The 15,383-nt window shown below is 70.6% G+C and carries 15 protein-coding genes; 10 read left to right on the forward strand and 5 right to left on the reverse strand.

Annotated features, from left to right (window positions below; translation table 11 throughout):
* Nucleotides 1-7 precede the first annotated feature (7 nt).
* Nucleotides 8-802 (forward strand): IclR family transcriptional regulator, encoded by a 795-nt coding sequence (locus BGO22_RS07990; RefSeq protein WP_070401054.1) that lies wholly within the window; start codon nt 8-10, stop codon nt 800-802.
* A 74-nt stretch (nt 803-876) separates the two neighbouring features.
* Nucleotides 877-1,596 carry an MgtC/SapB family protein gene (locus BGO22_RS07995; RefSeq protein WP_286849964.1) on the forward strand — a complete coding sequence of 240 codons (720 nt, stop codon included), beginning with the start codon at nt 877-879 and terminating at the stop codon, nt 1,594-1,596.
* A gap of 3 nt (nt 1,597-1,599) precedes the next feature.
* On the opposite strand, the gene BGO22_RS08000 is transcribed toward BGO22_RS07995, so the two are convergent.
* The gene (locus tag BGO22_RS08000) at nt 1,600-2,022 is read right to left on the reverse strand and encodes a VOC family protein (RefSeq protein WP_286849967.1); all 423 of its coding nucleotides are present in this window, start codon (nt 2,020-2,022) and stop codon (nt 1,600-1,602) included.
* A 97-nt stretch (nt 2,023-2,119) separates the two neighbouring features.
* Here BGO22_RS08000 and BGO22_RS08005 point away from each other — a divergent pair, with 97 nt between their 5' ends.
* The 4 genes from BGO22_RS08005 (at nt 2,120) to BGO22_RS08020 (ending at nt 5,331) form a co-directional block, all read left to right on the forward strand.
* Nucleotides 2,120-2,701: a TetR/AcrR family transcriptional regulator gene (locus BGO22_RS08005; RefSeq protein WP_286849970.1), complete on the forward strand. Its 582-nt coding sequence runs from the start codon at nt 2,120-2,122 to the stop codon at nt 2,699-2,701.
* 125 nt (nt 2,702-2,826) lie between these two features.
* Nucleotides 2,827-3,450 carry a TetR/AcrR family transcriptional regulator gene (locus tag BGO22_RS08010; RefSeq protein ID WP_286849973.1) on the forward strand — a complete coding sequence of 208 codons (624 nt, stop codon included), beginning with the start codon at nt 2,827-2,829 and terminating at the stop codon, nt 3,448-3,450.
* A complete protein-coding gene (locus BGO22_RS08015) occupies nt 3,447-3,800 on the forward strand; it encodes a DUF1428 domain-containing protein (RefSeq protein WP_286849976.1) in 354 nt (117 codons plus the stop codon). The genes BGO22_RS08010 and BGO22_RS08015 overlap by 4 nt, the downstream gene beginning before the upstream one ends.
* Nucleotides 3,793-5,331, forward strand: a complete 1,539-nt coding sequence (locus tag BGO22_RS08020; RefSeq protein ID WP_286849978.1) for an MFS transporter — start codon at nt 3,793-3,795, stop codon at nt 5,329-5,331. Before BGO22_RS08015 ends, BGO22_RS08020 begins: the two co-directional genes overlap by 8 nt.
* A gap of 119 nt (nt 5,332-5,450) precedes the next feature.
* Here BGO22_RS08020 and BGO22_RS08025 read toward each other — a convergent pair whose 3' ends face one another.
* The 4 genes from BGO22_RS08025 to BGO22_RS08040 all read right to left on the reverse strand — a co-directional run bounded on the left by BGO22_RS08025 (nt 5,451) and on the right by BGO22_RS08040 (nt 11,329).
* A complete protein-coding gene (locus BGO22_RS08025) occupies nt 5,451-8,603 on the reverse strand; it encodes an error-prone DNA polymerase (RefSeq protein ID WP_286849979.1) in 3,153 nt (1,050 codons plus the stop codon).
* A gap of 58 nt (nt 8,604-8,661) precedes the next feature.
* The gene (locus BGO22_RS08030) at nt 8,662-9,996 is read right to left on the reverse strand and encodes a Y-family DNA polymerase (protein WP_204744150.1); all 1,335 of its coding nucleotides are present in this window, start codon (nt 9,994-9,996) and stop codon (nt 8,662-8,664) included.
* Nucleotides 9,938-10,729: a translesion DNA synthesis-associated protein ImuA gene (gene imuA / locus BGO22_RS08035; protein WP_070401046.1), complete on the reverse strand. Its 792-nt coding sequence runs from the start codon at nt 10,727-10,729 to the stop codon at nt 9,938-9,940. The genes BGO22_RS08030 and imuA overlap by 59 nt, the downstream gene beginning before the upstream one ends.
* Before the next feature lie 168 nt (nt 10,730-10,897).
* Nucleotides 10,898-11,329, reverse strand: a complete 432-nt coding sequence (locus BGO22_RS08040; RefSeq protein ID WP_070401045.1) for a YciI family protein — start codon at nt 11,327-11,329, stop codon at nt 10,898-10,900.
* A 200-nt stretch (nt 11,330-11,529) separates the two neighbouring features.
* Between BGO22_RS08040 and BGO22_RS08045 the strand changes: the two genes are divergently transcribed.
* The 4 genes from BGO22_RS08045 to meaB form a co-directional block, all read left to right on the forward strand.
* Nucleotides 11,530-12,135: a TetR/AcrR family transcriptional regulator gene (locus tag BGO22_RS08045; RefSeq protein WP_070401044.1), complete on the forward strand. Its 606-nt coding sequence runs from the start codon at nt 11,530-11,532 to the stop codon at nt 12,133-12,135.
* On the forward strand, nt 12,116-12,538 hold the full coding sequence (locus tag BGO22_RS08050; RefSeq protein WP_070401043.1) for a cobalamin B12-binding domain-containing protein: 423 nt from the start codon (nt 12,116-12,118) through the stop codon (nt 12,536-12,538). The genes BGO22_RS08045 and BGO22_RS08050 overlap by 20 nt, the downstream gene beginning before the upstream one ends.
* Nucleotides 12,535-14,217, forward strand: coding sequence for an acyl-CoA mutase large subunit family protein (locus tag BGO22_RS08055; protein ID WP_070401042.1), 1,683 nt, complete (start codon nt 12,535-12,537; stop codon nt 14,215-14,217). Before BGO22_RS08050 ends, BGO22_RS08055 begins: the two co-directional genes overlap by 4 nt.
* Nucleotides 14,214-15,383, forward strand: a 1,170-nt coding sequence (gene meaB, locus BGO22_RS08060; RefSeq protein WP_286849984.1) for a methylmalonyl Co-A mutase-associated GTPase MeaB, incomplete at its 3' end; no start/stop codon positions are given. The genes BGO22_RS08055 and meaB, both read left to right, overlap by 4 nt.

Here is a 15,383-nt window from a genome sequence, read left to right on the forward strand (position 1 = left end):
TCGAGACATGAACCTTGCCCTGGACCGCGGCCTCTCGCTGCTCGAGCACCTGTCGCGCCACCCCGACGGCCTGCCCCTGGCCCTCATGGCCGAGGAGCTGGACATTCCGCTGAGCGCCTGCCATCGCCTGCTGGCCGATCTGCAGCAGCGCGGTTATGTGCGCCAGAAGCGCAAGCAGGGCGACTACCAGCTCACCACCAAGGTGGTCTCCATTGGCCTTGGCTACCTCAGCCACGGTGGCATCGTCGATATCGCCGGGCCCCTGCTGGAGCGGCTGGCGCAGCAGTCGGGCGAGCTGGTGCGCCTGTCCCTGGTGGACGACGACCGCCTGACCTTCGTGGCCAAGGCCCAGGGCGTGCGCCAGCAAGGCGTGCGCTACGACCCCGACATGGGCGCGGATGTGTGGCTGTCTTGCTCGGCCTCGGGCCATGCCTGGCTGCACACGCTCAGCGACGAGCGAGCGCTGGAGCTGGTGACGCGACAGGGCTTCGGGCAACCCAAGGACTACGGCCCCAAGGCGCCGACAACGGTCAAGGCGATGTTGGGCTTCCTGCACGCGGCCCGCGTGCGGGGCTACGCCATGATCGACGAGGTGTTCGCGCCGGGCATGAGCGCGATGGCCGCGCCGGTGATGCGTCGCCACGAGGCCATTGGCGTCATCAGCATCGCGGGGCCGCGCACGCGCCTGGGCGTGGCGCGCATGCAGGAGCTGGCGCCCTCGCTGCTGGCCGCGGCCGCCGAGTTGGGGCCGATCAGCAACGCGTCCAGCCTCTTCGGACGGCCACCCCTGGGCAAGGGGTGAGCCCGCGGCGCTAAGGGATTTCACGCCGCGGGGCACCGCGGGCCTCGGCGTAGCATGGGGCAGGAGGAACCGCGATGGACCCGTTGAAAATGCCCGATCCCGAGACCCTGGCGCTCTACAAGGAAATCGCGCGGCACCTGCTCTTCGCCATGGTGGCCGGCGGCCTGATCGGCCTGGAGCGCAGCTTCCATGGCCGGCCCGCGGGCTTTCGCACCCACACCCTGGTGTGCCTGGCCTCCAGCCTGCTGATGCTGGTGACGCTGTACCAGGGGGTCTGGTTCGAGCAGGACAGCAAGGGCAACGTGACCATGGACCCCACGCGCATGGCCCAGGGCATCATGACCGGCATCGGTTTCCTGGGCGCGGGCGTGATCTTCAAGGAGGGGCTCACGGTGCGCGGCCTCACCACCGCGGCGTCCATCTGGATGACCGCCTCCATCGGCGTGCTCATGGGCATCGGCTTCTACTTCCCGGCGGTGCTCGCCACGGTGCTGACGCTGGCGACATTGGTGCTGCTGCACCGCGTCGAACGCGTGGTGCCGACGCACATCTACGCCCAGCTCACGGTGCGCTTCGACCGCCTCAAGGCCATGCCCGAGGCCGACCTGCGCCAGCTGCTCAAGGCGCACGGCTTCACCATCGCCAACCTGAGCTACCGGCTGGAGGAGGGCGACACCTTCGAGTACCGCATGATGCTGCGCACCATGCGGGCGAAGAACCTGGGGGCACTGGCGCGCACCCTGGGCTCGCAGAAGGTGGTGGAGCAGTTCCGCCTGTCGCCCACGGGCGACTGAGCCTCAGACCCTGTAGCGGTCCCAGAAGCCGGCCTGCGGCTCGATCTGCTCGACCACGTCCACCCACAGGCCCGAGGGGTCGCGAAAGCCGAAGCGGCGCTGGCCGAAGGCCTCGTCGCGCAAGGACAGGCCCGCCACACCACCGCGCGCCAGGAAATCCGCGTGTGCGGCGGCCGCGTCGGCCACCTGCAATTCGAAGCACAGCCCCTGGCCGCTGAAGGTTTCGGGCCCGGGCGGGGCCGAGGGGTGGTCGGGCGCCATGAAAGCCAGCGAGGCGCTGCCGTCCTCGGCGCACAGCCACACGAACCAGCTGCTGGCGAAGCCGCATTGCCAGCCCAGGCGCTGCTCCCAGAAGGCCTGGCAGGCGCGGATGTCCGGCGTCACGACGATGGGGTAGCGATCCTGGTAGCGGGCCAGATGGGTCATGGGTATCTCCTTAAAAATAGACAGACAGTCGGTTTATTCAATGTAAGATACCGACAGACTGTCTGTCAATGATCTGGATGATCGAAAAGGAGCGCCCATGAAGAACGCCGAACGCGCCAGCGCCACCCGCGCACGCCTCATCGCCGTGGCCCGCCGCATGTTTGGCGAGCAGGGCTACGCCGGCACCGCCACCGAGGCGGTGCTGCAGGAGGCCGGCGTGGCGCGCGGCGCGATGTACCACCACTTCGCCGACAAGGCCGCGCTGTTCGAGGCGGTGTGCCTGGCGGTGTGCGAAGACATCGTGCCCGCCGTGGAGCGGGCGGCCGACACGCGGCGCGACCCGCTGGACGCCTTGGTGCAGGGCTCCATCCGCTGGATCGAGAAGACCTCGGAGCCCGAGGCGCGCCGCATCCTCATGATCGACGCGCCCACGGTGCTGGGCTGGGCCCGCTGGCAGGCGCTGGACGACCGCCTGAGCCAGGCCTCGCTTGCCGAGGGCATGCAGGCCGCGATCGCGGCCGGGGCGATCCGCCTCGACTGCCGCCTGGAACTGGCGGTGGCCATGATGAATGGCGCGCTCAACGCGCTGGCGCTGCGCGTGAACGCGCCCGAGGCGCCGGTGCCGCCGCGCGAATGGCGGCGCGCGGTGCGCGCCCTGTGGGCCGCGCACGCGGTGTGACGGTCCGCCATGCGCGCTGCGCGCGCCAGGCTCGCCGTTTGCCGGATGCCGCAGCCCGTTGCTTGACGAACATACCAACTGGTCGGTAGTCTTCGACCCCTTCCCGTCAACCCCCGGAAATTGCCATGGCCACCCCCGCGCCCAGCTCCCGCGACCGGCTGCTCGAAGCGGCCATGACCCTGGTTCGCACCAAGGGTTACGCCGCCACCACGGTGGACGAACTGTGTGCCGCCACGGCCCTCACCAAGGGCGCGTTCTTCCACCACTTCAAGACCAAGGAAGACGTGTTCGCCGCCGCCGCGCAGCGCTTCGGCGAACAGGCCGACGAGCTGTTCCGCCACGCCGGCTACATGGACAAGACCGACCCCTTGCAACGCCTGCTGGGCTACGTCGATTTCCGCATCGAGCTGCTGCAGGGCGAGATCGCCGAGATCACCTGCGTGCTCGGCACCCTGGTGCAGGAGGTGCACATCACGCACCCCGTGCTGCGCGAGGTCTGCGACCGCCACATCGGGGTACACGTGGACATGCTCACCGAGCTGATCGCGGCCGCCAAGCGCCAGCACGTGCCGCGCGCGCGCTGGAGCGCCGAGGCCCTGGGGCTGTACATGCAGGCCGTGGTCCAGGGCTCGCTGCTGCTGGTCAAGTCCCGGCAGTCGATCGAGCCCGCGGTCGAGTGCCTGCGCGTGTTGCGCCGCCACCTCGAACTGCAATTCCTTCCCAGCCCCACCAAGGAGACAGTGAAATGAGCTACGTCGATGGATTCATGGCCCCTGTTCCCACCGCCAACCGCGAGGCCTACCTGAAGCACTGCAAGGAGGCCGCGGCGGTCTTCAAAGAGCACGGCGCCACGCGCGTCGTCGAAACCTGGGCCGACGATGTGCCCGAGGGCAAGCTCACCTCCATGCCGATGGCGGTGAAGCTCGAAAAAGACGAGGTGGTGGTCTTCTCCTGGGTCGTCTGGCCCTCGCGCGAGGTGCGCGACGCCGCCTGGGAAAAGGTCATGGCCGACCCCCGCATGCAACCCGACCGCGCCCCCATGCCGTTTGATGGCAAACGCTTGATCTATGGGGGCTTCAAGGTGATCCTCGATGTCTGAACACACTTCATCCGCGCCCGCCAAGGCCACCAGCCGCGAATGGTTGGGATTGGCGGTGATCGCTCTGCCCTGCATGGTCTATGCCATGGACATGACCGTGCTCAACCTCGCGCTGCCCGTGCTCAGCGCCGAGCTGCGGCCCAGCGCCGCGCAGTTGCTGTGGATGGTCGATATCTACAGTTTCCTGGTGGCGGGCTTCCTCATCACCATGGGCAACCTGGGCGATCGCATCGGCCGGCGCAAGCTGCTGCTGATCGGTGCCGCCGCCTTCGGCCTGGCCTCGCTGATGGCCGCCTACTCGACCAGCGCCGAGATGCTGATCGCCATGCGGGCCCTGCTGGGCGTGGCCGGCGCCACGCTCGCGCCGTCCACCATGTCGCTGATCCGGAACATGTTTCACGACGAGGAGCAGCGCCGTTTCGCCATCGGGGTGTGGATCGCGAGCTTCTCCATGGGCGCGGCCATCGGCCCGCTGGTGGGCGGCGCGCTGCTGCAGTGGTTCCACTGGGGCGCGGTCTTCCTGGTGGCGGTGCCGGTGATGGTGCTGCTGCTGGTGCTGGGCCCGCTGCTGCTGCCCGAGTTTCGCGACCCCGAGGCCGGCCCGCTCGATCTGGCGAGCGCCTTGCTGTCCTTGGCCGCGGTGCTGGCGGCGGTCTACGGCATCAAGACCATCGCCACCGATGGCCTGGTGGCGGCCGGGCTGCTGCCGCTGCTGGCGGGCGTGGCCCTGGGCTGGGTGTTCGTGCGGCGCCAGTCGCGCCTGGCGCACCCGCTGCTCGACATCGCGCTGTTCCGCCAGCCGCGCTTCGCCGCCGCGCTGTCGGCCTACGCGCTGTCCTGCCTGGCCATGTTCGGCATCTACATCTTCATCACGCAGTACCTGCAGGTGGTGCGCGCGCTCGACCCGCTGAGCGCGGGCCTGGTCACCTTGCCCTGGGCGCTGGCCTTCGTGGTCGGTTCGCTGGGCGCGCCGCGCCTGGCGAGCTGGTTCGCGCCGGTGCGCATCCTTGTCGGCGGCCAGGTGGCGGCGGCGATCGGTTTCCTGATGCTGCTGATGGTGGACACCGGCACGGGCCTGCCCTGGCTGGTGGCGGGCACGGTGATCATGAGCCTGGGCATGGCGCCGGTGTTCACGCTGGGCAACGAGATCATCATCACCTCGGCACCGCCCGAGCGCGCGGGCGCGGCCTCGGCGCTGTCGGAGACCGCATCCGAGCTGAGCGGCGCGCTGGGCGTGGCCTTGCTGGGCAGCCTGGGCGTGGCCTGGTACCAGGCGCGCGTGGGCGCGGCGATGCCGGGGGCCTTGCCCGCCCCGGCCGCCGATGCGGCGCGCGACACGCTGGCGGGCGCGTTGCACGCGGCCAAGGCGCTGGGCGGATCGGACGGGCCGCTGTTCGCCGCGCTGGCGCGCGGCGCTTTCGTGGAGTCGCTGCACCTGGTCACGCTGGCCGGCGCGGCGGTGATCGCCTTGGCCTGCCTGACGACGGCGCTGCTGCTGATGCGGCGCCCGGCGGTGGCGGCGCCGGGCTGAAGCACGTCGCTCAGGCGGGGCGCGGGAACAAGCAATCGCGCCGCCGGTGCGTTGGATGAACGGGGCGTGAATGAAAAAAATCCGGACGAAGTCAAACAGGACAAGGTCCCGAAATCGAATCAGTGGAAGTCCCGGCTTTCGGTCGCCAGCCGGCCGAGCAGCGGGGTGAGGTCTTCCAGCCGTCCCGCGATCAGGTTGCACAGCGGGCCCTCGCGCTGCCACACGCCGTGCACCGCGAGCAGCCGCGCGTGCAGCAGCTCGGCGCGCTGGCGCTCGCGCACGTGGCGCCAGACGATCACCTGCACCGCGCCGGTCTCGTCCTCCAGCGAAACGAAGATGGTGCCGTTGGCCGTCTGTGGCTGCTGGCGCACGGTGACGATGCCGCAGGCGCGCGCGAAGCGCTTGTCGGGCAGGGCCTTGAGTTCCTCGGCCGTCATCAGGCGCCGCGCGCGCAGCTGCGGCCGCAGCAAGGCCAGCGGGTGGCGGCGCAGCGTCAGGCGCGTGGCCGCGTAGTCCCAGACAATGGCCTCGCCCTCGGGTGCGGGCGGCAGTTCGATGGGCGCCTCGTGCACGGGTGCCTGGCGCAGCAGCGCGGGCGGCGCGCGATGGCCCGCCGCGTCCCACATCTGCAGGCGCCGGTGGCCGGACAGGCCGATCAGCGCGTCGGCCGCGGCCAGGGCCTGCAGCTCGCGCCGGTCCAGGCCCGCGCGCCGCGCGAGGTCTTCGGCGTCCTGGAAAGGCGCGTCGCGGCGCGCGGCGGCGATGCGGTCCGCCGCCGCGCGCGACAGGCCGCCCACCCGGTTCAGGCCCAGGCGCACCGCGGGTTCGCGCGGCAGGTCTTCCAGCGTGCAGTCCCGGTCGCTGTGGCACACGTCCACCGGGCGCACCTCCACGCCATGGCGCTGCGCGTCCTGCACCAGCTGGCTGGGCGTGTAGAAGCCCAGCGGCTGGCTGTTGAGCATCGCGGCCAGGAAGGCGGCCGGGTGGTGGCATTTGATCCAGCAGGAGGCGTAGACCAGCAGCGCGAAGCTCGCGGCGTGGCTCTCGGGAAAGCCGTAGTCCGAGAAGCCGTGGATCTGCTGGTAGATGCGCTCGGCGAACTCGGCCGAGTAGCCGTTGCCGGTCATGCCCTTGACGATCTTCTCGTGGTACTTGTGCAGGCCGCCCTTGCGCTTCCACGCGGCCATGGCGCGGCGCAGCTCGTCGGCTTCGCCGGGCGTGAAGCCGGCGGCGATGATGGCCAGCTGCATCACCTGTTCCTGGAACACGGGCACGCCCAGGGTGCGCTCGAGCGCGGGCTTGAGTTCGTCTTTCTCGAAGTGCACCGGCTCCTTGCCCTGCCGCCGGTTCAGGTAGGGGTGCACCATGCCGCCCTGGATGGGGCCGGGCCGCACGATGGCGACCTCGATCACCAGGTCGTAGAAGGTGCGGGGGCGCAGGCGCGGCAGCATGCTCTGCTGCGCGCGCGATTCGATCTGGAACACGCCGATGGTGTCGGCCTCGCAGATCATGTCGTAGGTGGGGTCGTCGCCGTCGGGGATGTCCTGCAACTCGACGGGCCGGCCGCGTTGCTGGCCGATGAAGACCAGGGCCTTGCGCAGCGCGGTGAGCATGCCCAGCGCGAGCACGTCCACCTTGAGCAGGCCCAGGGCGTCGAGGTCGTCCTTGTCCCACTCGATCACGGTGCGGCCTTCCATGGCCGCGTTCTCCACCGGCACCAGGCGCGTGAGTGGGTCCTGCGTGAGCACGAAGCCGCCCACGTGCTGCGAGAGGTGGCGCGGAAAGCCCGTGAACACGTCGCCCGCCTTGTCCTCCTCTTGGTCGGTGGCCTCGCCCGTGAGCACGCCGACCAGGTCGATGAGCTGGCGCACGGCCAGGTCGTCGGGCCGCAGTCCCACGGCCAGCAGGCGCTCGGCCGAAGGCGTCCGGCCGTCGAACCACTGCTGCTCCTTGGCCAGGCGGTCGATCGCCTCGGCGTCGAAACCCAGGGCCTTGCCCACGTCGCGGATGGCGCTGCGCCGGTGGTAGGTGATGACGGTGGCGGTGAGCGCGGCGCGCTCGCGACCGTACTTGCGGTAGAGGTACTGGATCACCTCCTCGCGCCGCTCGTGCTCGAAGTCGACGTCGATGTCGGGCGGCTCGTTGCGCTCCTTGCTGAGGAAGCGTTCGAACAGCACGGTCTGGCGCTGCGGATCGACCTCGGTCACGCCCAGGCAGTAGCAGACCACCGAGTTGGCCGCGCTGCCGCGGCCCTGGCACAGGATCTTTTCCCCGCGCGCGAAGCGCACGATGTCGGCCACGGTGAGGAAGTAGTGCTCGTAGCGCAGCTCGGCGATGAGCGCGAGTTCGTGTTCGATCTGCGCGCGCACCTTGTCGGGCGTGCCCGCGGGCCAGCGCCGCGCCGCACCCCGTTCCGTGAGTTCGCGCAGGTAAGACGCGGGCGTGCGCCCTTGGGGCACCACCTCGGCCGGGTACTGGTAGCGCAGCTCGTCGAGCGAGAAGGCGCAGCGCTCGGCCACGCGCAAGGTTTCGGCCAACAGATCGGACGGGTAGGTGGTGGACAGGCGCAGCCGCGAGCGCAGGTGGCGCTCGGCGTTGGGCTGCAGCTGCTGGCCGCAGTCGGTGAGCGGCCGGCCCAGGCGCGTGGCGCTGAGCACGTCCTGCAGGGCCTGGCGCGAGCGCCGGTGCATCAGCACGTCGCCCGTGGCCACGAGCGGGATGGCGCTGAGTTCGCCGGCTTCGCGCAGGCGCGCGAGCCAGGCCTCGTCGTCGAGCTGGCGCAGCAGCGTGACCGCGAACCAGCAGCGCCCGCTGAAGCCGGTGAGCAGCCAGCGCGCCAGTTCGATCAGGCGCGGCAGCGGCGTGCCGCGCTCGGGCGCGGCGAGCACCAGGCAATCGGCCAGCGCCGTGGGGTCGATGTCGGCCAGGCGCAGGCGGTACTCGCCTTTGGTCGGGCTGGCGCGGCGCAGCCGCGAGATCAGCTCGCACAGGTTGCCATAGCCGTTTCGGTTCTGCGCCAACGCGACCAGTGTGAAGGGCGCGTCGTCCACGCGGAACTGCGCGCCGATGATCAGCGGCAGGCCGCGCGCCTTGGCCTCCACGTGCGCGCGCACCACGCCGGCCATGGAGCATTCGTCGGCGATGGCCAGCGCGGCATAGCCCAGTTGCGCCGCGCGCCGCACCAGTTCCTTGGGGTGGCTGGCGCCGCGCAGAAAGGTGAAGTTGCTGAGGCAGTGCAGCTCGGCGTAGGCGGGCAGTGCGGGCGTGTTCATTCGGAAACCCCCGTGCCGCGCACCGCGGTGCGAACCCCTTCGGGCGGCCGAGCGGGGTTCATGCAAACACCCCGTGCAGGTACCAGGCGCCGCCCTCGTCGGCCAGGCGTTCCTGGAACACCCAGAGCACGCCGGCCCGAGCGTCGAACGCGACGAAGTAGTCGCGCTGCGCGTGGCGGTGCTGGACGCCGTCGGGCGCGCGGTCCCACCAGCCGCCTTCCACGCGGTGTGGCCCGGCGATGAGTTGCAGCGTTTCGCGGTACACGGGCCGGTGGTCACGCACCGGCAGCCGCAAGGGCTGGGGCAGCACCCAGCTCGGCTGCGGCGTGCGGTCGGCGGCGCAGGGCGCGGGACGGGCGCGCGGCAGGGGCTCGCCCACAGGCTGCCAGCGCTGCATGTGCTCGAGCCGGTGGTCGTCCAGCGGCACGGGCCGCAGCACGCGCGCCGCGCCCAGCCGCGCCGCGAGGCGCTCCAGGGTGTCGTCCAGCGCGGCGTCGCTCGCGCCGTCGTCGGGCAGGAGCGAGGCGCTGGGCGGCGCCAGCGGCTGCGTGTCCAGGGCCTCCAGTTCCAGCTCACCCACCGGCGCCAGCAATTCGGTGCGCGCCAGGTGTTCGGCGAGCAGGCGCGCCAGGTGCTCGACGCGGCGCGTGGGCGTGCGCGTGCGCAGCACCAGTTCGCCGCCTTCGCCCGCGGCGCGCGCGCGCAGGGTGTCGTGCGCCCAGCGCAGCGCGAAGGCCGTGACGCCGCGGTGCCGCGCGCCCAGCCAGCCGCCCAGGCGCAGCAGCAGGCGGTGCGCGCCGTGCATGAGCGAGGGCGCGTCTTCCACGCGCGACATCAGTTCCAGCCGCGCGCGAAAGGTCTCGGGGGGCGCGAGCCAGCCGTGCGTCTCGGGGCGTTGGCCATGGGCTTGGTCCAGCGCCTCCAGCAGCGCGGCGTCGAAGCGTCGGCCGAGGCCCGCGCGCGGCAGGCGGCGCAGGTCGCCCAGCGTGCGGCAGCCCAGGCGCGCGAGCGTGCCGCGGTGCGGGGCCACGGCCCCAAGCGTGTCCATCGGCAAGCGGTCCAGCGCGCGCGCCAGCGGTACACCAGGGTCGACGCCCTCGACACCCGCGCGCGCGAAGGCCAGCGCGGCCAGGCCGGTCGGGGCCCAGCCGATGCGGTGGATGCCGAACTCGGCCGCGGCCGCCTCGCGCACGCGCTCGCGCAGCGCCGCCTGGCCGCCGAACAGGCGTTGGCTGGCCTCCAGTTCCATGAGCGTGGCGCCCTCGACCAGGGCCACCCGCGGCGTGAACTGCAAGGCCCAGGTGCCCAGTTCGGCGAGGCGCCACCCTGGCGCTTCAGGCGCGCTGCCGCTGCCGCCGCTCGCTTCGGGAAGGATCAGTGCGGCCCACCACATCGGCGGCCTCCTCGTTTTCAGGGGTCCGTCGGCCCAGCGCGCGCAGACGCGGGGTGAGCAGGGCGTCCAGCGCGCCCGGCACCGAGGGCAGGCGCAATTCGCTGTCGTGCGGCGGGCCGCGGCGCTTGAGCAGGCGCACGCGCAGGGCCCAGTCGGGGCTGTGCTGCACCAGCAGGCGCAGCGGCGCGGGCGAGGCCTGGTGCCGCGCGGCCTGCGGGCGAAACAGCAGCACCAGGCCGTCGTTGCCTTGCGCGCTCACCTGCAGGCGGCGCAGGGCCTCGGGGCTGGCCTGCGGCAGCCAGGCCAGCAGCGCGCCGCAGGCGTTGGCGCGGATGAGTTGCTCGCTCGCCCACAGGCGCTCGGCCTCGCTGTCGGCTTGCACCCAGATCAGCTGGCGCGCCGGCAGTCCCAGCTGCTGCAGCCCTGGCCCATGCGGCACCCAGGGCGGTCCCACCAGGGCCAGGCTGCGCCCTGCGCTGGCCAGGCGCGGCAGGCAGGGCGCGAGCAGGCGCCACTCATGGGCGCCGGCGCGGGCCTGCAAGACCTCGGTGAGCGCGCGGCAGGGCCAGCCGCCGCCGGGCAGCTCGCGGTCCAGCGCGTCCCAGCCCGAGGGGTGCACGCGCGCCAGCGGCGCGCCGATTTCATGGCCGCGCCAGAGGGCGTCGGCCACGCGGCGCGGCCAGGGCGCCGCGGACGGGGGGAGGGCCGAAGGCTCGGCCGAGGGGGAGAGCATGGCATCTAGATACTGTATTTATGTACAGTATCACATGTGATGCTTGCCTGAAGGATTCAGGCGATGAACCGAGGGCTGGCGCCCGGGCGCCTGCCCGCACGCACCTCACCAGGCGCTGCGTGGGGCCAAGGGCTTGCGTCCCCTCGGCCAGGAGACGGACCCGCTGTCTCAGCGCTTGTGCTGCGCGATCAGCTGTTCGCGCAGCCGCTCCTCCTGCTCACGCAGCTCGGGCGTGAAGGCCTCGCCGAAGTCCTCGGCCTCGAAGACGCGGCGGATCTCGATCTCCGATTCGCCGCGCATGGGGTTGGGGCAGCGCTTGACCCAGTCGATGGCTTCTTGCAGCGAGGCGCATTGCCAGATCCAGAAGCCGGCGACGAGCTCCTTGGTCTCGGCGAAGGGGCCGTCGATCACGCTGCGCTGTTGGCCCGAGAAGCGCACGCGCGCGCCCTGCGAACTCGGGTGCAGGCCTTCGCCCGAGACCATCACGCCGGCCTTCACCAGTTCTTCGTTGAAGCGGCCCATCTCGGCCAGTTCCTGTTCGGTGGGCATCACGCCCGCTTCGCTGTCGGCCGTGGCCTTGACCATCACGATGAATCGCATGGGGTTCTCCTGTGTGTTGAGTGATCGCAATAGGGCATTGCATCACCACGACGGCCCAGCCCGCGCGGCATCGACATCCCGGCCGGTGGCGCGGCCCACAAGCCGATGAACGGCAGATCCAAGAAAACCCTGGGTGGGGGCCGGTTGACACCGGCCGAATCTGGAATCACACTTAAACCTAGCGAACGATTGCTTTTTATATGCCGGCCGCCACCAAGACCTCCCGGGGTCCACGCTCCGACAACCGCCTGCCCGATCTGCTCGACGCAGCCGCGCGGTTGTTCGCGCTGCACGGCTACGCGGGCACGTCCATGCGCGACATCGCGGTGGAGGCCAAGATGCTCGCGGGCTCGGTCTACTACCACTTCCCTTCGAAGGACGAGCTGCTGCTGGCCGTGTACGCCACCGGCGTGCAGGCGCTCGAAACCGCCTCCGCCACCGCCGTGGCGCGCGAGGCCGATCCCTGGCAGCGGCTCGAGGCCCTGTGCCGCGCCCACCTGGAGACCGTGCTGCGCGACAGCGACTACGCGCAGGTGCTGATCCGCGTGCTGCCCGACGACATTCCCCGCATCGCCGATCGCCTGCGCGATCTGCGCGGCAACCACGAGCGCTACTTCCGCGAAGCCATCGCCGGCCTGCCCCTGGCGCCCGGCATCGACCGCCGCTCGATGCGACTGATGCTCATGGGTGCCCTGAACTGGGCGCCTTTCTGGTTCGACCCCCAAGGACGCGATACCCCACGCGCCCTGGCGCGGAAATTCGTGGGGCTGGTCAAGGAGAAGCAGGATGTTGAAACGTCCGCCTAGGGTGATCGTCACCAAGATAGGGTTTGATGGCCACGACCGTGGCAGCCGCGTGATCGCGGCCTGCCTGCGCGACGCGGGCATGGAAGTGATCTACACGCCGCCGTGGCAGGAGATTCCCACCGTGGTGAAGCTTGCGCTGGAAGAGGACGCCGACGTGATCGGCATCTCCTCTCTGGCCACCGACCACCTCATCGTGCCCCGGCTCATGGCCGCGCTGCGCGAGGCCGGCCTGGGCGACGTGCAGGTGATCGTCGGCGGCATCGTGCCGCACAAGGACGAGGGTGTGTTGCTCGAGAGCGGCGTGGCTCGGGTGTTCCACCCGGGCACCTCGCTCGACGAGGTGGTCGAGCACGTGAAGGCGCTCACGACCAAGCGCCGCGAACTGCAAGGAGCGCAAGCATGAACGCCGTCGACAAGCACCTGCACGCCGCGTCCGTGCCCGAAGGCGAGCAGCGCTGGGCCGATGAGTTCGCCAAGGCGGTGCCGGGCGATGCCACCGTGCACAACCGATCGGGCATTCCGGTCAAGCCGCTGTACACGCCCAGCGATCGGCGCACCGAGTCCTACGCGGAAAGCCTGGGCTATCCGGGCCAGTACCCGTTCACGCGCGGCATCTACTCCACCATGTACCGGGGGCGCAGCTGGTCGCAGCGCCAGCTCATCGGCCTGGGCGTGCCCGAGGATTACAACGTCCGCGTCAAGGAGATCCTGGGCCTGGGCGCCTCGGCGCTGTCGCTGATTCCCTGCAACTCGGTCTTCCGCGGCTACGACGCCGACGAGGTGCCGGCCGAGCTGCTCGGCACCTGTGGCACCGTGGTCAACAACGCCGACGACATGCAGGTCGCGCTCGATGGTGTACCCATCGACAGCATCTCCACCGCGATGAACGATCCATCGCCGTTCACCCTGCTGGCCTTCGAGCTGGCGGTGGCACGCCGCCGCGGCATTCCGTGGACGCGCATCACCGGCACCTCGAACCAGAGCGACTGCATCTCGCACTTCGTGGCCAACCACATGTTCTTCCGCCTCGCGCTGCAGGGCGCGCGCCGGGTCATCGTGGACCACATCCGCTTCTGCAACGCGCAGGTGCCCCACTGGAACCCGCTGTCCATCGTTGGCCAGCACATGCAGCAGGCCGGCGCCACGCCCGCCGAAGCCATGGCCTTCACGCTGTGCTCGGGCATCCAATACGCCGAGGACTGCATCGCCGCCGGCATGGACCCCGACCAGTTCCTGCCGCGCTTCACCTTCTTCTTCGACATCTCGATCAGCTTCTTCGAGGAAGTGGCCAAGTTCCGCGCCGGTCGCCGGGTCTGGGCTCGCCTGTGCCGCGAGCGCTTCGGCGCCAAGGACCCGCGCTCCTGGCGCTTCAAGTTCCACGGCCAGACCTCGGGCGTGGACCTCACGCGCCAGCAGCCGCTCAACAACATCGCGCGCGTCACCACGCAGGCCATGGCGGGCATCTTCGGCGGCCTGCAGTCGCTGCACACCGACGCCTACGACGAGGTGCTGTCCACGCCCAAGACCGAGGCCGCGCGCATCGCCGTGGCCACGCAGAACATCCTGCGCGAGGAGGCCCACCTCACCGACGTGATCGACCCGCTGGGTGGCTCGTACTACATCGAGTCGCTCACCGACCAGATGGAGCAGCGCATCAACGCCATCATCGACATGATCGACGAGGCCGGTGGCATGTACCAGGCGGTCGAGAAGGGCATCGTGCAGCAGATGATCGGCGAGTCCGCGCTGGCGTTCCAGAAGCGGGTCGACACGGGCGAGCAGACCATCGTGGGCGTCAACGCCTACCAGGTCGAGGAAGACCCGGCCACCTACCCCTCGCTTGAGTACCCGGCGCCCGAGCGCATGCGCGCCTACGTGGAACGCCTCGGCGCCTACAAGAAAAACCGCTCGAACGCCGAGGTCGACAAGGCCATCGCCGCGCTCGCGCGCTCGGCCAACGACCGCGAGCAGAACGTGTTCGAGCACGTGGTCCGGGCGGCCGAGGCCGGTGCCACCCACGGCGAGATCTGCGGCACGCTGCGCAAGGAGCTCGGCTTCGGTCAACCCTTGACGATGGTGTGATCGCCTTGATCAATACCCTCAGCGAACGCATCGCCTGCGGCGACCGCCTGACCCTCGCGCGGGCCATCAGCAGCCTGGAAAGCAACGACGAGCGCGCGCACGACGTGCGCCAGGCGGTGGCCGGGCGCACGGGCCGCGCGCACGTCATCGGCGTCACCGGGCCACCGGGCGCAGGCAAGTCCACGCTGGTGTCCGCGCTCATTGTGGGCCTGCGCCAGCGCGGCCGCACCGTGGCCGTGGTGGCGGTCGATCCGTCCAGCCCCTTCACCGGCGGTGCCGTGCTGGGCGACCGCATCCGCATGGGCGAGCGCCAGTCCGACGAGGGCGTCTTCATCCGTTCGCTCGCCTCGCGCGGTCACCTGGGTGGCCTGGCCGCCGCGGCCGGCGACGTGATCGACGTCTTCGACGCCGCCGGCTTCGACGTGGTGATCGTCGAGACGGTGGGCGCGGGCCAGTCCGAGGTGGAGATCACGCGCTACGCCGACACGCGCGTCGTGGCCTGCCCGCCGGGCCTGGGCGACGACGTGCAGGCGATCAAGGCCGGCGTGCTTGAAATCGCCGACATCTTTGTCGTCACCAAGGCCGACCTGCCCGACGCGCGCCGCACCGAGTCGGACCTGAACGCCATGATCGGCCTGCGCCGCCACGCCGACTGGACGCCGGTGGTGACGAAGGTGTCTGCGCCGTCGGGCGAGGGCATGGACGCGCTGGTGGAATGGCTGGAGCAGCGACCGCAGCGCGGCCTGCGCCACGCCCCCGGTGGCGCGCAGCAGGCCCGAGCCCTGGTGACGCGCTGTCTGGGCGCCGACGGCTTCGGCCAGGCCATGGGCATGCAGTTGTTGTACGCCGCGCCCGGTGAAGTGAAGCTGCGCATGCGCGTGCAGCGCATGCACATCAACTTCAACAAGCGGTGCCACGGTGGCGCGATCTTCTCGCTTGGCGACATGGCGCTCGGCCTGGCCTGCAACACCTACGGCAGCATCGCCACGCTGGTCGACTCCCAGATGAGCATCTCCACCGCGGTGGAAGAGGGCGAGTGGCTGATCGCGCACGCCACCGAGGTGGCACGCTCGCGAAAGATCGGCACCTACCAGGTGCGGGTTTCGCGCGCGCGCGACGACGCGCACGTCGCGCTGCTCAATGGCGTGGTGTACGTGATCGACAAG

Origin of the sequence: Hydrogenophaga sp. 70-12 (assembly GCF_001897365.1) — a bacterium.
GTDB classification, from domain to species: Bacteria; Pseudomonadota; Gammaproteobacteria; order Burkholderiales; family Burkholderiaceae_C; genus Hydrogenophaga; species Hydrogenophaga borbori.

Coding starts and splice junctions, on each gene's coding strand:
- BGO22_RS07990 (WP_070401054.1), top strand. CDS start 8: ATGAACCTTGCCCTGGACCGCGGCCTCTCGCTGCTCGAGCACCTGTCG.
- BGO22_RS07995 (WP_286849964.1), top strand. CDS start 877: ATGGACCCGTTGAAAATGCCCGATCCCGAGACCCTGGCGCTCTACAAG.
- BGO22_RS08000 (WP_286849967.1), bottom strand. CDS start 2,022: ATGACCCATCTGGCCCGCTACCAGGATCGCTACCCCATCGTCGTGACG.
- BGO22_RS08005 (WP_286849970.1), top strand. CDS start 2,120: ATGAAGAACGCCGAACGCGCCAGCGCCACCCGCGCACGCCTCATCGCC.
- BGO22_RS08010 (WP_286849973.1), top strand. CDS start 2,827: ATGGCCACCCCCGCGCCCAGCTCCCGCGACCGGCTGCTCGAAGCGGCC.
- BGO22_RS08015 (WP_286849976.1), top strand. CDS start 3,447: ATGAGCTACGTCGATGGATTCATGGCCCCTGTTCCCACCGCCAACCGC.
- BGO22_RS08020 (WP_286849978.1), top strand. CDS start 3,793: ATGTCTGAACACACTTCATCCGCGCCCGCCAAGGCCACCAGCCGCGAA.
- BGO22_RS08025 (WP_286849979.1), bottom strand. CDS start 8,603: ATGAACACGCCCGCACTGCCCGCCTACGCCGAGCTGCACTGCCTCAGC.
- BGO22_RS08030 (WP_204744150.1), bottom strand. CDS start 9,996: ATGTGGTGGGCCGCACTGATCCTTCCCGAAGCGAGCGGCGGCAGCGGC.
- imuA (WP_070401046.1), bottom strand. CDS start 10,729: ATGCTCTCCCCCTCGGCCGAGCCTTCGGCCCTCCCCCCGTCCGCGGCG.
- BGO22_RS08040 (WP_070401045.1), bottom strand. CDS start 11,329: ATGCGATTCATCGTGATGGTCAAGGCCACGGCCGACAGCGAAGCGGGC.
- BGO22_RS08045 (WP_070401044.1), top strand. CDS start 11,530: ATGCCGGCCGCCACCAAGACCTCCCGGGGTCCACGCTCCGACAACCGC.
- BGO22_RS08050 (WP_070401043.1), top strand. CDS start 12,116: ATGTTGAAACGTCCGCCTAGGGTGATCGTCACCAAGATAGGGTTTGAT.
- BGO22_RS08055 (WP_070401042.1), top strand. CDS start 12,535: ATGAACGCCGTCGACAAGCACCTGCACGCCGCGTCCGTGCCCGAAGGC.